Genomic DNA, 12,850 nt, shown 5'->3' with positions numbered 1-12,850 from the left:
CGTTGTCCTTCGCTTACGCCGCGTTCTTCTTGCGCATGCGATCGATCAACTGATCTTCCCAATAGGACATGCTGCCGAGCCCAAGTGCCATAGCGTTGGCGCGGCGGTAGTACATGTGGCAGTCGAACTCCCAGGTGAAACCCATGCCGCCGTGAACCTGGATGTTGTTCTTGGCGCAGTGCTGGAACGCTTGCGTCGCGCTAATGCGCGCGGCAGCGGCGGCTTCCGGTAGCTCGGCCGCGTTGGTTGAGAGCGCCCAGGCACCGTAATAGCTGTTGGAGCGCGCCAGCGTCGCCGAGACATACATGTCGGCCAGCATGTGCTTCACCGCCTGGAACGAGCCGATCTGGCGACCGAAGGCGATACGGTCGAGTGCGTAGTCGCGGCCCATCTCCAGCGCGCGATCGGAGCCACCGACCTGCTCGAAGGCGCACAGCACCGCGGCACGGTCGAGAATCTGAGTGAGGATGCTCCAGCCTTCGCCGACGGCACCGAGCGACTCCGCCTTGCAGTCCTTGAAAGTGACCTCGGCCTGCCCGCGGGTCGGATCGAGATTGGTGAGGCTTTTCACCTCGACGCCGCCGTCCCCAAGATCGACCAGGAACAGCGAGATGTCGCCGTCGCGACCGCTGGAGCCTGTACGCGCGGCGACCACCGCGAAATCGGCGATCGCACCATCCGCAACCGGCTTCTTGACGCCGTTGAGCACGCCATTCGCAGCGGTCAGCTTGACGTTCTTCGGCGCCGGATTGCCCTTGCCCTCGAACAGCGCCAGCGTGCCGATCGCCTTGCCCGAGGCGATCGCAGGCAGCCACCTCTTCTTTTGCGCGTCGCTGCCGGCAATCAGCAGCGCTTCGGCGGCAAGATACACGGTCGAAGAGAACGGCACCGGCGCATTGGCCCGGCCCATCTCCTCCGCGATCACGCAGAGCTCGAGATGACCGGCGCCCGCGCCGCCGAACTCCTCGGGGATCGCGACGCCGAGAAAGCCCATTTCGGCGAGGCCCTTCCACAGCTCCTTGTCGTATGGCGCCTTGCCGTCGAGCACGACGCGCACCGCCTTGGGCGAGCATTTTTCAGCGAGGAATTTGCGCGCCTGGTCGCGGAGCTGCTTCTGGTCGTCAGAGAAATCGAAGTTCATGGCCCGTACCCGTGTTGAATGATGTCGATTACTTGAGAATGATGACGTCCTGGTCAGGCTTGTCCGCATAGAGCCGATCGACTAGCGCAGCGCGGCGTTCCAGGCCGGCGCGCTGGTTGATGTACCCCTTGTCGGTGAGCTCATTTCCGTCGATCGAGGGCGGCTCGGCCATCAGCGTCGCGCGCGCGATGATGCGGCTGCTGGCGCCTTCGCACTCCTTGTTGTGGGCCTCTAACCCACGCCTGAAGCAGACAATCACCTCGGGATGCTTTACAGCATCCTCGAAGCTGAGATCGGCATTGCCGACGAGCTGGCGGCACGCATGCAGGTTCGGCCAGGCGAGGAGCCCGATAAAGGCACGGTCCTGTCCCGCGACCAGCGCGTCATGCACGACGGGCGTCGCCGCGGCGATCGCATCGGTGCGGAGCGAGCCGACATGCACGAAAGTGCCGGTGGTGAGCTTGAAGTCCTCGACCACGCGCCCGGCAAAGATGATGCCCTTCACCGGATCGGCATCGTCGACGAAAATACCGGCATCGCCGATGCAGTAGAACCCCTCCTCGTCGAACATCTTCTTTGTGAGATCAGGCTGGCCAAAGTAGCCGGGCGTGACATTGACGCCGCGCAGGCGCAGCTCGTATTTCGAGCCGCACGGCACCATCTTCAGCTCGACGCCGGGGAACGGCAGGCCGATCAGACCGACGCGCTCGGTGTCCCAATAGGTGCCGGTCGAGGTCGGCGCAGTCTCGGTCGAGCCCCAGCCGGTATAGAACACGACGCGCTCGCCGGTGGTCTTTACCGCGAGAGCCTGCATGCGGTCGTAGAGATCGTCGGGCAGCCTCGCGCCGCCATAGGCCATAATCGACAGGTTCTTGAAAAACGAATGGCACAGCGCATCGTCCTTCTCCATCGCAGCAGCGAGCGCCGCGTAGCCGGCCGGCACGTTTGCGTAATAGGTCGGCGAGATCTCGCGCAGGTTCTTGATAGTCTCTTCCAACTGCCCCGGCATCGGCCGGCCGTCGTCGATATAGAGCGTGCCGCCCTCGACCAGCACCGGGTGGAATGCGGCATTGCCGCCCATCGTGTGATTCCAGGGCATCCAGTCCAGCACCGTGGCGAGCGGACCGCCCGGCCTGCGCGGCCGCACCTGCATCATCATCGCTGCATTGGCGCACATCATCTCTTGCGTGTTGATGACGGCCTTGGGCATGCCGGTCGAGCCCGACGTGAACAGTAGCTTGCCGACGGTATCGGGCGTGATCTTCGCGATCGATGCGTCGACATCAGGCGTCACCGGCGTGACTGCAAGCTCGGCAAAGCTGACGCTCTTGACGCCATCGCAGGGCCGCACGACGTGAACGACGGTGACGCCGGTGAGATCGAGCGCTTTCAGCGCCTTCTCGAAGGTCGGGCCGTCCTGCACCATCACCACGGCCGGCTTGATCAGGTCGAACAGGTATTTCAGCTTGACATGATCATGGCTCATTAACGAATAGGCCGGCGACACTGGAGCCGCCGGGACGCGCGCCTGCATCGCGGCCTGCGTCATCAGCGCGTGCTCGATCGAATTGCCGGAGAGGATCGTGACAGAGCGTCCCTCGAGCTTGAGATTCAGCAGCGCCTGCGTCAGCGCATCGACGGTGCGCTTGGCTTCGCTATACGACACCTTGCGCCACTCGCGATTGGGACCGCCGCGTTGCGCCAGCCAGATGCGCTGCGGCGCTTGCTTCGCCCACTTCGCGAGCGAGGCCGGAAGATGCTTCTCGTAAGCCTGCAAGGGAATGCGCGACTTGAGCACCACTGTGCCGTCAGCGCGGCGTTCGACATCGATGTCGCGCGCGAGCCACTCCACCTTGCGAAAGGCGGGTTTCGTCATCACCGCCGCCGCGCTTCCACTCATTTTGCGTCTCCCGGAATTATTGTCCTTTGCGGATCTTCGTTGTTCAGTGCTTGATATAGACAGGCTTTCGCTTCTCAAGGAAGGCCCTGATGCCTTCCGAAAATTCCTCGGAGCGGCGCGCCATCGTGGCCTTAAGGTCGAGGCCAGCACCAAAATTCTTGCTAGGTCGCTGACCGAGAACTCGCTTGGGTGCGGGGTCTGCCTCCACGGACACACACCCCTCATCCGGCGCTTCGCGCCACCTTCTCCCTCAAGGGGAGAAGGAAGAAGAGCCTACCGCGGCGCCATACGGATGGCGCCGTCGAGACGGATCGTCTCGCCGTTGAGCATCGGGTTCTCGACCATGTGCACGGCGAGCGCGCCGTATTCCTTGGCATCGCCAAGGCGCGAGGGATGCGGCACCTGGGCCCCCAGGCTCTTGCGGGCTTCCTCGTTCAGGCCCATCAGCAACGGCGTGAAGAACAGGCCGGGCGCGATGGTGTTGACGCGTATCTTCTGGCTGGCGAGGTCGCGCGCGGCCGGCAGGGTGAGGCCGACAACGCCGCCCTTCGAGGCCGAATAAGCAATCTGACCGATCTGGCCTTCATAGGCAGCGACAGACGCCGTGTTGATGATGACGCCGCGCTCTTCACCGATCGGCTCGATCGTGACGAGGCGCTCGGCGAACAGGCGCAGGCAGTTGAACGTGCCGATCAGGTTGACGTTGATGATGCGTGCGAACTTCTCCAAGGGATAGACGCCGTCGCGGCCGACGATGCGCTGCGAGCCGCCGATGCCGGCGCAGTTCATCAGCACGCGGGCAACGCCGTGCGCGGCTTCCGCCTTCGCGATCGCGGTCTTGATCTCCTCCTCGCTGGTGACGTCGGCATGGAGCGCGACGCCCTTCACTTCGGCAGCGACCTTCTCGGCGTTATCCTTGTTCTGGTCGATCACGCCGATCTTGGCGCCCTTGCCAGCCATGGCGCGCGCGGTCGCTTCACCAAGACCCGAACCACCACCGGTGATGAGAACGGCTACGTCTTTCAACTCCATGACAGGCTACCTTTCCTTGGGCGTTTCTTCTCTAGACTTGAGAGTGATGGCCGGATTATCCGACCGCGGTAGCTTCCTCGGCTTGCGTGAGGATGCCGCCGCAGATCAGCGTTTCCATGTGCTTGATATATTGCCGGCAGACGTCGTCGGTGACCGGGCCGACGCCGGTCGCGCGAGACATCGCGTGCCGGCCGAAGAACAGGTGGTCGCAGGCGCCGATCAGGCTGGTGTAGAACAGCACCGGATCGGTGGCGCGGAACTCGCCGCGGCTGACGCCCTCAGCGAGCAGGCGGCGATGAAAGTCGAGCAGCGGTGCGACGAAGAATTTTGAAACTTCGTCCGCGGAGCCGGCAACGCTCTCGTGCAGGAGATAATGGATCAGCCGGTTCATGTAGGGAAACCGGTGATAGGCGCGGATGATGCCGCCGATATGCAGCTTCAGCTTCGCCGTGGAGGTGATCTGCTGCGCCAGCAGATATTCCAGATTGGACATTTCTGTCGCGGCGTCGCGCGCGAGCAGCGCCAGCAGCAGGCCGTCCTTGTTGCCGAAATGATATTTGACCAGGGCGGCATTGGCACCGGACTTCTGGGCGATGTCGGAGAGCGAGATCTCGATCGAGGAGCGTTCGATCATCAGCTCGCTTGCGGCCATGAGCAATTTCTCTGCCGTGGAATTCTTTCCGCCCGGAAGCCTGTTCGGTACGCTGGTAGTCACGGAAATCCCTTGTTCTCGGCGCTTGAAGCGGGCCGCAGATAAGCCCAAGCAGCGCCTCCCCACAAGAGTTAATTGATCGATTGACTAAACGATATGTCATCCATTAAATCCGCCCCCGACAACCCAAACCAATTCAGAACAATCATGGGAGAGACCGAAATGGCCGAGGCTTATATCGTCGCCGCTGCGCGTACCGCGGGCGGGCGCAAGGGGGGCCGCCTCGCCGGCTGGCATCCGGCCGATCTCGCCGCAAAGGTGCTCGACGAGCTGGTCGATCGCACCAAGGTCGATCCTGCGCTGGTCGAGGACGTGATCATGGGCTGCGTGATGCAGGTCGGTGAGCAGTCCAACAACGTCGCGCGCAACGCGATCATGGCCTCGAAGCTGCCGGAGAGCGTGCCGGGCACCTCGATCGACCGCCAGTGCGGCTCCTCGCAGCAGGCGCTGCATTTCGCGGCGCAAGCCGTGATGTCGGGCACGATGGACGTGGTGATCGCGGCCGGTGTGGAATCCATGACGCGCGTGCCGATGGGTCTGTCGTCGCAGCTTCCGGCCAAGAACGGCTTTGGCAACTACAAGAGCCCGGGCATCGAGGCGAAGTACCCGAACATCGTGTTCAGCCAGTTCACCGGCGCGGAGATGATGGCCGAGAAGTACGGCCTGTCGAAGGACGATCTCGACGAATATTCCTACAACAGCCATCAGCGCGCGATCGCGGCGACACAAGCCGGTTACTTCAAGAAGGAGATCGTGCCGCTCGAGATCACCCGTGCCGACGGCAGCAAGGACACCCATCACATCGACGAAGGCATCCGCTTCGACGCCACACTCGAAGGCATCAAGGGCGTCAAGCTGATCGCCGAGAACGGCAAGCTCACTGCGGCGAGCGCCAGCCAGATCTGCGACGGCGCCTCCGGCGTGATGGTCGTGAACGAGCGCGGCCTCAAGCAGCTCGGCGCCACGCCGCTGGCGCGCATCCACCACATGACCATGACTGGCGGCGATCCCGTCATCATGCTCGACGCGCCGCTGCACGCCACCAAGCGCGCATTGGAGAAGGCCGGCATGAAGGTCGGCGACATCGACCTGTTCGAGGTCAACGAGGCCTTCGCTTCGGTGCCGACCGGCTGGCTGAAGACCACCGGCGCCGATCCGGCACGCCTCAACGTCAATGGCGGCGCGATCGCGCTCGGCCATCCGCTCGGCGGCTCCGGCACCAAGCTGATGACGACGCTGGTCCACGCCCTGCATCAGCGCGGCAAGCGCTACGGCCTGCAGACCATGTGCGAAGGCGGCGGCATGGCGAATGTGACGATTGTGGAGCGGCTGTAAGAAAGGGCGAGTGGCGAGTAGCGAATAGCGAGCAGGTGAAATGCCCGCGCTCGGTCGACTTCGAAGCCGGGCTGCCGCGCACACCGACGGGCAAGCTGGTGAAGCGGCATCTGTGAGACAGGTATTGGCCGAAGACCGTGGCGAAGATCTAGCGCCGTATCAATCAAACAAGCTGGGCGTGTGGTTCACCAGCGCGCCTTCGATCTCGAGCATCTTCAGCTTGGTCACCACGCCGCCATTTGCCGAGAAGCCGCCGGGCTTGTTGCCGGCCGCCAGCACGCGATGGCAGGGCACGACGATCGGACACGGGTTGTGCCCGAGCGCCTGGCCGACGTCGCGCGACAGCTGGACGCCGCCCAGCTGCTTGGCGATGTCGCCATAGGTGATGGTCTTGCCGGGCGGGATCGCGCGGGCGATCTCGTAGACGCCGCGGTTGAAGTCGGGCACGCCATCGAGATCCAGCGGGATGTCTTTGAGGTCATCCGGCTCACCCGCGAGCAGTTTGACGATGCGGTCGATCGCCTGCTGCACTTCGGGGGTCGGCTCGGCCTCGCTGGCGTCGGCGTGGCGCTGGCTGATGCGGGTGCGGATCTTTTCCTCGCCGCCCATCGGCAGTTGCGTGCCGTTGATGCCGCGCGGGCCCCAGGCGATGGCGCAGAGGCCGATCCTGGTGTCGAACAGGGCAAAATGCTGGTCGGTCATGGCTTGGTTCCTGAGCTCGCGTCCTTGTCGCATGCCCCCATCGTGATCTCGGCCTAAATCTAGGCTTGGAAATAGTTGCGATCCACCCGGTTTCCGGGAATCTTGCACAGGAGTTCCGCCCCGTTCTGCGAGCCAAGAATGCAAAGCCTCCACGTCAACGGATACGATATGCCCTATCTCGACGTGGGCGAGGACAGAGGCGGCCCGCCGCTGGTCTGCGTGCACGGCTCGCTGTCCGACTTCCGCATCTGGGGCTGCGTGCTCGGGCCGCTGACGCAGCGGCACCGGATGATCGCTGTCAGCCTGCGGCACTTCTTCCCGGCCCAATGGGACGGCGTCGGCGACACCTATTCGATTGCCCAGCATGTCAGCGACGTCATCGCCTTTATCGAGAAGCTCGATCTCGGCCCGGTCGATTTGATGGGACATTCCCGCGGCGGCCACATCTGCTTCCGTGTCGCGCAAGCGAGGCCGGATCTGCTGCGGCGGCTCGTCCTCGCCGAACCCGGCGGCGAGCTCGATGCGAGCCTTGATCCCGAGTATGTCGGCGGCCCGTCGCCGCTGCTGGCGCGGTTCACGGCCTCGGCCGAGAAGATCGCGGCCGGCGATGTCGATGGTGGCCTCGCCGTCTTCGTCGACACGCTGGAAGGACCCGGCACCTGGTCACGGCTGCCGGCGATGGTGAAGCAGAATTTGCGCGACAACGCCTATACCTTGATCGGCCAGGTCCGCGACAATCGCCCGCCGTTCTCGAAGGCGGATGCGGAGGCGATCAGAATGCCGACGCTGTTCATCCTGGGCGCGCGAACCAAGGGCCTGCTGCCAAAGGTGCTGCATGCGCTCGCCGCACATGTGCCCTATTCCAGGACGGCGATCATTCCGAACGCGACGCACCCGATGTTCGAGCAGGCGCCGGTGGAGTACTGCGAGGCGGTGCGCAGGTTCCTGGCGGAGTAGCGGACGAGACTATTTTTGCCGAAAACAACCCCATGCACAGTAGACCGCCCCAATAAAATCAAAGACTTGGTGATATCAAAAACAAAACAAGACAGGAGGACGACCCATGAAACTGTCCGAGGCGCAATTGGAGTTCTTCCAGCGCGAGGGCTGGCTGTTCCTGCCCGAATTGTTCAGCCAGGAGGAGGTCGATTTGCTCGCGCGCGAGGCGGTTGGCATTTACGACGCCAACCGGCCGGAGGTCTGGCGCGAGAAGAGCGGCGCGCCGCGCACGGCCTTTGCCGCGCATCTCTACAATGATGCGTTCGGCATTCTGGGGGCGCATCCGCGCATGATCGATCCCGTGGAGCAGGTGTTCGGAGAGCCTGTCTACATGCACCAGTTCAAGATCAACGCGAAATCGGCCTTTACCGGCGACGTCTGGCAATGGCACCAGGATTACGGCACCTGGAAGCGCGACGACGGCATGCCGGAGCCGCGCGCGATGAACATCGCGATCTTCCTCGACGAGGTGATGCCGATCAACGGACCCCTGATGCTGGTGCCGCAGAGCCAGAACGCCGGCGATCTCAAGGCCTCGCATGACCTCGCCACCACGTCGTATCCACTGTGGACGCTGGACGAGGACACGGTGACGCGGCTGGTCAAGCAGGGCGGCATCGTCGCGCCGACCGGCAAGGGAGGCGGCATGCTGATGTTCCACGGCAATCTCGTGCACGGCTCGGCCGGCAACATCACGCCCTACCCGCGCAAGATCGTGTACCTGACGCTGAACGCGGTCTCGAACTACATCCGCACCCCGACGCGGCCGGACTACATCGCGCACCGCGATTTTGCGCCGATCAGGAAGGTGGACGACGACGCGCTTCTGCGGCTGGCCCGTGCGCCGCGGCAGGCGGCGGAGTAAGGTATCGTGCCCCGGACGCAGCGCAGCGTCCCTTCGACGATGCGCTGCTGAGCCGGGGCCCACGCCACGCGGATAGTTTTTCTCTGGGTCCCGGCTCTGCGGAGCGGCACTTCGCGCCGCACCGCGTCCGGGACACGATCATAATCGGAATCCCCCATGAACCTCTTCCGCCTCCTCCAGGCCCGCGCATCCGCCGGCAAGCCTGTCCGTGTCGCGCTGATCGGCGCCGGCAAATTCGGCTCGATGTTTCTGGCACAGGTACCGCACACGCCGGGTCTGGAAGTGCCCATCATTGTCGACATCGACCGCGAGCGCGCGCGCGAGGCCTGCCGCACCGTCGGCTGGAGCGCCGAGCGGATTTCGGCCACCGTCTTCACCGATGACGGCGCACGCGCCATCGCTGGCGGCGCGATGGATGTGGTGGTGGAGGCGACCGGAAATCCGGCCGTCGGCATCAAGCATGCGCGCGCCGCGATTGCGGCCGGCAAGCATATCGTGATGGTGAATGTCGAGGCCGACGTGCTGGCCGGTCCGCTGCTCGCCGAAGAGGCGCGGAAAGCAGACGTCGTCTATTCGCTCGCCTATGGCGACCAGCCGGCGTTGACGGCGGAGATGGTGGACTGGGCCCGCGCCACCGGCTTTCGCGTCGTCGCCGCCGGCAAAGGGACAAAATATCTGCCGGCCTATCACGACGTGACGCCGGACGGCGTCTGGCAGCATTATGGCCTCACCGCCGGCGAGGCGCAGTCGGCCGGCATGAATCCGCAGATGTTCAACTCCTTCCTCGACGGCACCAAGTCGGCGATCGAGATGGCCGCGATCGCGAACGCCTGCGGTCTCGACGTGCCGGCGGAAGGACTGTTGTTTCCACCCTGCGGCGTCGATGATCTCCCGCACATCATGCGGCCGCGCTCGCGCGGCGGCGTGCTGGAGCGCTCCGGCGTGGTCGAGGTCGTTTCCTCGATCGAGCGCGACGGAAGGCCGGTGTTTCGCGATCTGCGCTGGGGCGTCTATGTCGTGCTGGAGGCGCCGAACGACTACGCCGCCGACTGTTTCAAGCAATACGGCCTGAAGACCGACGGCAGCGGACGCTTCGCTGCGATGTACAAGCCCTATCATCTGATCGGGCTTGAGCTGAACATCTCGGTGCTGTCGGCCGCGCTGCGAGGCGAGCCGACCGGCCAGCCCTACGGCTTCCGCGGCGATGTCGCGTCCGTGGCCAAGCGAAACTTGCGCGCCGGCGAGATGCTGGACGGCGAAGGCGGCTACACCGTGTGGGGCAAGCTGGTGCCGGCGGCCTCGAGCCTGAAGGCGGGCGCTCTGCCGATCGGCCTCGCCCATCGCCTCAAGCTGAAGCAGGACGTCGCCCATGGCGAGATCGTGCGCTGGAGCGACGTGGAGTTCGACGCCAACAACGAGACGATCAAGACAAGGAAGGCGATGGAAGCGGCGTTCGTAAAGGTAGATTAGGCCGTGTACTCATAAATCGAGATTCAATAGCGCGGCTTGAGCGATGCGATGCATTGCTTGCTTTGCTTTGCTTTGCGGACTCAAACTGGACATCGCCTCAGGTCAGCCAGGGGGACAATAGCGGTCATGCCTTTTAGCACCCCTTACCACCATAAATGCCGTGAACCTTGGGCTGTTCTTAGTTCCTGTTCGCACTGGTCGTCGTTTCTCCATCACATCGCTCACGGTGAAGCTCGCCGCCTTCCGTCGCTATCAAGATTGATCTGCGAAGCTGTCGCCAAACACCGGCAGACCGCCGCGACGGGTTCGCCTCGATCGAGATCTGGTGATCAGCCCCCGGAATCTTCACCACTTTGTCATCCATGATTTGCATCCTTTTCAGTTGGAAACGGGGTCTTGGGCGGCGTTTCCATGTCCTAGCTCCGTGTCCCAGCCTGCTAAATTCCTTCCGAGACGATGGAGGGGAATGGCAGCCGCTCGGCGGGTTGCAGGTTCGCATCGTCGCCTTGCAGTGACGATCTGAGGAACTGGTCGGCTTGCGACACGAAGAGTTCGGGGTACTGGTAGAACGACCCGTGATTTGCGTCCGGATAAAGGATCAGCTGCGCATTCGGCAGGTTTTGCTGCAGGATGTAAGAGTTCACCGTAGGTATGATGACATCGTTACTGCCCTGCACGATCAGCGTCGGCTGACGGATATTTTTCAGACGGTCGAAGACGCTCTCGGCCGGAGCGATGTATTTGCCGATGGCTTCGCGCTGCGCGGACGCAGCTTCTCGGCTCACCTCGGGATCGCGATCGTCGCGGGAAAGCTTGCGTTCCAGAAAGGCGAGACCTGCGGCCTGGCTCGAAGGGGACGGCGAGAAGTGAACGGCGAGCCAGAGATACTCCGGCGAGTCGTAGGTGGCAGCGAATATCTCCGCTGATCTGCTCGTTGCCATGTCAGCCCCACGCGGCCCGGTTCCGACGAGAATGAGCCGGCGAACTAGATCGGGAGCCTGGATGGCGATTTCCTGGGCGACCATGCCGCCGATGGAAAAGCCGAGCACGTCGACCTCGGTAAGCCCGAGAGCCTTGATGAAGGCGATCGCATTTGCACCCATTTCCTGAAAGCTTGTCGGGACCCGGCCTGAACTGCTTGAGACGCCCGCATTATTGAAGAGGATCACCTCGTGGTTACCGGCCAGACCATCGGTGACGGCGGGGTCCCAATGATCCATGGTCCCGCGGAAATGCTGGTTGAAGACCAGCGGCACGCCACCTGCCCGGCCGAAGCGGCGATAGGCGAAGCGGATGCCGTTGGCCTCGATGAACCGCGTGGGAGCGGTCTGGTGATTGTGTTGGGTCATGGAAAGCCCCTGACAGTCAGTGGCTCTTGCCGCCATCGACATGGAGGACATGGCCGGTGATGTATGAGGCTCCTTCCGACGCGATGAAGACGATCGCATTGGCAAGCTCCTCCGAGAGGCCGAGGCGGGCCATCGGCACGGTCGTCACCAGAGCCGCCTTGTTCTCGGGCGTGCCGGTGAAGCGGGTCAACATGCCGGTGTCGGTCGGACCGGGAGCCACGGCATTCACACGGACGCCCGACTTTGCGAGTTCGAGCGCCACCGACTTGGTAATGCCTTCCACGGCGTGCTTGCTGCCGACATAGATGGACGCTCCGGCCGCGCCCTCATGCCCGTAGGTCGAGGAGATGTTGATGATGTTGCCGCTGCCCTGTCCCTTCATGACGCGGGCTTCGTGCTTCATGCTCAGCAGCACGCCGAGAACATTGGTGTCGAACGTCGCGGCGTAGCTTTCCGCGGTCTGGTCCGTAATCGGGCCGGGTTTGCCTTCGGTGCCGGCATTGTTCACCGCGACATCGAGACGCCCGAAGCGCTCGACCGTGCGGTCGACAAGGCGACGGACATCGTCTTCCTTGCGCACGTCGGCTTGGACGAACTCGGCTTCGGCACCAGACGCACGGAGTTCGCGGACCAAGGCCTCCCCGGCATCCGGCTTTCTCCCGGAAACAACGACCCGATGGCCTGCTTTTGCGAACGCGACTGCTGCAGCGCGGCCGATGCCAGTGAGGGCCCCCGTGATCAATACGACTGACGATGACATGACTATCTCCTTGAAAAAGCGAATGTTTGAGCAGAGGTGGCTCCTCTGCTCTGGGCCGCCCGTCGTCTCCATCCCTTCGGTGAGGCGAAAGAAACCGCGGCGTTGGGCCGAAGATGAGCGCTCTTCAACGCTTTGAAAATTGGGCCGCAATTCCAAACATATCGGACTAAAATGTCCAAAATGGAGGTTCGCCCATGGACAGTCTGACGTCGCTCAATGCCTTCGTACGGGCGGCGGAAGCCCGAAATTTCACGGTCGCGGGACGGCAGCTTGGCGTGTCGTCGTCAGCGATCGGCAAGGCGGTAGCGCGGATGGAGGAACGGCTCGGCGTGCGCCTTCTCCATCGCAGCACGCGCAGCATCACGCTCACCGCGGAAGGTGCCCGGTTTCTGGAGCGCTGCCGTCGCATCTTTGCTGAGATTGAAGCGGCCGAGCTTGAGCTGTCGCAGACGCACGAAACTCCGCGCGGCACGCTGCGTGTCGCCCTGCCTATAGCGCGACAATCTGGGTGGGAAGCGCGCGACAATCAGGATGGCGAGTCGGTGTCGCGGCGAGGTGATGATTGCCGCGATGATTGTCGTGCGC

Annotated in this window: 12 protein-coding genes; 5 read left to right on the top strand and 7 right to left on the bottom strand. The window is 63.4% G+C overall.

From position 1 onward, the window contains the following. Nucleotides 1-13: 13 nt before the first annotated feature. From ABID58_RS12285 to ABID58_RS12270, 4 genes are all read right to left on the bottom strand, one after another. A complete protein-coding gene (locus ABID58_RS12285; protein WP_354032820.1) occupies nt 14-1,141 on the bottom strand; it encodes an acyl-CoA dehydrogenase family protein in 1,128 nt (375 codons plus the stop codon). A 28-nt stretch (nt 1,142-1,169) separates the two neighbouring features. After that, nucleotides 1,170-3,041 (bottom strand): AMP-binding protein, encoded by a 1,872-nt coding sequence (locus ABID58_RS12280; RefSeq protein WP_354032819.1) that lies wholly within the window; start codon nt 3,039-3,041, stop codon nt 1,170-1,172. 273 nt (nt 3,042-3,314) lie between these two features. Then, nucleotides 3,315-4,073: an SDR family NAD(P)-dependent oxidoreductase gene (locus ABID58_RS12275; RefSeq protein WP_354032818.1), complete on the bottom strand. Its 759-nt coding sequence runs from the start codon at nt 4,071-4,073 to the stop codon at nt 3,315-3,317. A gap of 55 nt (nt 4,074-4,128) precedes the next feature. Further along, a complete protein-coding gene (locus ABID58_RS12270) occupies nt 4,129-4,725 on the bottom strand; it encodes a TetR family transcriptional regulator (RefSeq protein WP_354032817.1) in 597 nt (198 codons plus the stop codon). 222 nt (nt 4,726-4,947) lie between these two features. Here ABID58_RS12270 and ABID58_RS12265 point away from each other — a divergent pair, with 222 nt between their 5' ends. Continuing rightward, nucleotides 4,948-6,120, top strand: a complete 1,173-nt coding sequence (locus ABID58_RS12265; protein WP_354032816.1) for an acetyl-CoA C-acetyltransferase — start codon at nt 4,948-4,950, stop codon at nt 6,118-6,120. Nucleotides 6,121-6,279: 159 nt separating this feature from the next. Here ABID58_RS12265 and ABID58_RS12260 read toward each other — a convergent pair whose 3' ends face one another. Next, entirely contained in the window at nt 6,280-6,822 is a 543-nt protein-coding gene (locus ABID58_RS12260) for a methylated-DNA--[protein]-cysteine S-methyltransferase (RefSeq protein ID WP_148751729.1), read from the bottom strand. A gap of 138 nt (nt 6,823-6,960) precedes the next feature. Here ABID58_RS12260 and ABID58_RS12255 point away from each other — a divergent pair, with 138 nt between their 5' ends. From ABID58_RS12255 to ABID58_RS12245, 3 genes are all read left to right on the top strand, one after another. Further along, nucleotides 6,961-7,779, top strand: a complete 819-nt coding sequence (locus ABID58_RS12255; RefSeq protein ID WP_354032815.1) for an alpha/beta fold hydrolase — start codon at nt 6,961-6,963, stop codon at nt 7,777-7,779. Between the two features lie 106 nt (nt 7,780-7,885). Further along, nucleotides 7,886-8,686, top strand: coding sequence for a phytanoyl-CoA dioxygenase family protein (locus ABID58_RS12250; RefSeq protein ID WP_148751727.1), 801 nt, complete (start codon nt 7,886-7,888; stop codon nt 8,684-8,686). Nucleotides 8,687-8,842: 156 nt separating this feature from the next. Then, complete coding sequence (locus ABID58_RS12245; RefSeq protein ID WP_354032814.1) at nt 8,843-10,156, top strand: NAD(P)H-dependent oxidoreductase; 1,314 nt, start codon at nt 8,843-8,845, stop codon at nt 10,154-10,156. A gap of 437 nt (nt 10,157-10,593) precedes the next feature. On the opposite strand, the gene ABID58_RS12240 is transcribed toward ABID58_RS12245, so the two are convergent. Together ABID58_RS12240 and ABID58_RS12235 are read right to left on the bottom strand one after the other, a co-directional pair. Beyond that, nucleotides 10,594-11,505 carry an alpha/beta fold hydrolase gene (locus ABID58_RS12240; RefSeq protein ID WP_148751725.1) on the bottom strand — a complete coding sequence of 304 codons (912 nt, stop codon included), beginning with the start codon at nt 11,503-11,505 and terminating at the stop codon, nt 10,594-10,596. 16 nt (nt 11,506-11,521) lie between these two features. Continuing rightward, nucleotides 11,522-12,265, bottom strand: a complete 744-nt coding sequence (locus tag ABID58_RS12235) for an SDR family NAD(P)-dependent oxidoreductase (protein ID WP_354032813.1) — start codon at nt 12,263-12,265, stop codon at nt 11,522-11,524. A 194-nt stretch (nt 12,266-12,459) separates the two neighbouring features. Here ABID58_RS12235 and ABID58_RS12230 point away from each other — a divergent pair. After that, nucleotides 12,460-12,850, top strand: a 391-nt coding sequence (locus ABID58_RS12230; protein WP_354032812.1) for a LysR family transcriptional regulator, incomplete at its 3' end; no start/stop codon positions are given.

This window comes from Bradyrhizobium sp. S3.2.6, from assembly GCF_040546885.1.
Classification (GTDB): domain Bacteria; phylum Pseudomonadota; class Alphaproteobacteria; order Rhizobiales; family Xanthobacteraceae; genus Bradyrhizobium; species Bradyrhizobium cytisi.
This window is presented reverse-complemented; position numbering and strand designations above follow the sequence as displayed.

Bases quoted from the DNA above. Each gene is read 5' to 3' on its own strand.
- ABID58_RS12245 (WP_354032814.1), top strand. From the start codon at position 8,843: ATGAACCTCTTCCGCCTCCTCCAGGCCCGCGCATCCGCCGGCAAGCCT.
- ABID58_RS12285 (WP_354032820.1), bottom strand. From the start codon at position 1,141: ATGAACTTCGATTTCTCTGACGACCAGAAGCAGCTCCGCGACCAGGCG.
- ABID58_RS12275 (WP_354032818.1), bottom strand. From the start codon at position 4,073: ATGGAGTTGAAAGACGTAGCCGTTCTCATCACCGGTGGTGGTTCGGGT.
- ABID58_RS12240 (WP_148751725.1), bottom strand. From the start codon at position 11,505: ATGACCCAACACAATCACCAGACCGCTCCCACGCGGTTCATCGAGGCC.
- ABID58_RS12270 (WP_354032817.1), bottom strand. From the start codon at position 4,725: ATGGCCGCAAGCGAGCTGATGATCGAACGCTCCTCGATCGAGATCTCG.
- ABID58_RS12250 (WP_148751727.1), top strand. From the start codon at position 7,886: ATGAAACTGTCCGAGGCGCAATTGGAGTTCTTCCAGCGCGAGGGCTGG.
- ABID58_RS12265 (WP_354032816.1), top strand. From the start codon at position 4,948: ATGGCCGAGGCTTATATCGTCGCCGCTGCGCGTACCGCGGGCGGGCGC.
- ABID58_RS12235 (WP_354032813.1), bottom strand. From the start codon at position 12,265: ATGTCATCGTCAGTCGTATTGATCACGGGGGCCCTCACTGGCATCGGC.
- ABID58_RS12255 (WP_354032815.1), top strand. From the start codon at position 6,961: ATGCAAAGCCTCCACGTCAACGGATACGATATGCCCTATCTCGACGTG.
- ABID58_RS12280 (WP_354032819.1), bottom strand. From the start codon at position 3,041: ATGAGTGGAAGCGCGGCGGCGGTGATGACGAAACCCGCCTTTCGCAAG.
- ABID58_RS12260 (WP_148751729.1), bottom strand. From the start codon at position 6,822: ATGACCGACCAGCATTTTGCCCTGTTCGACACCAGGATCGGCCTCTGC.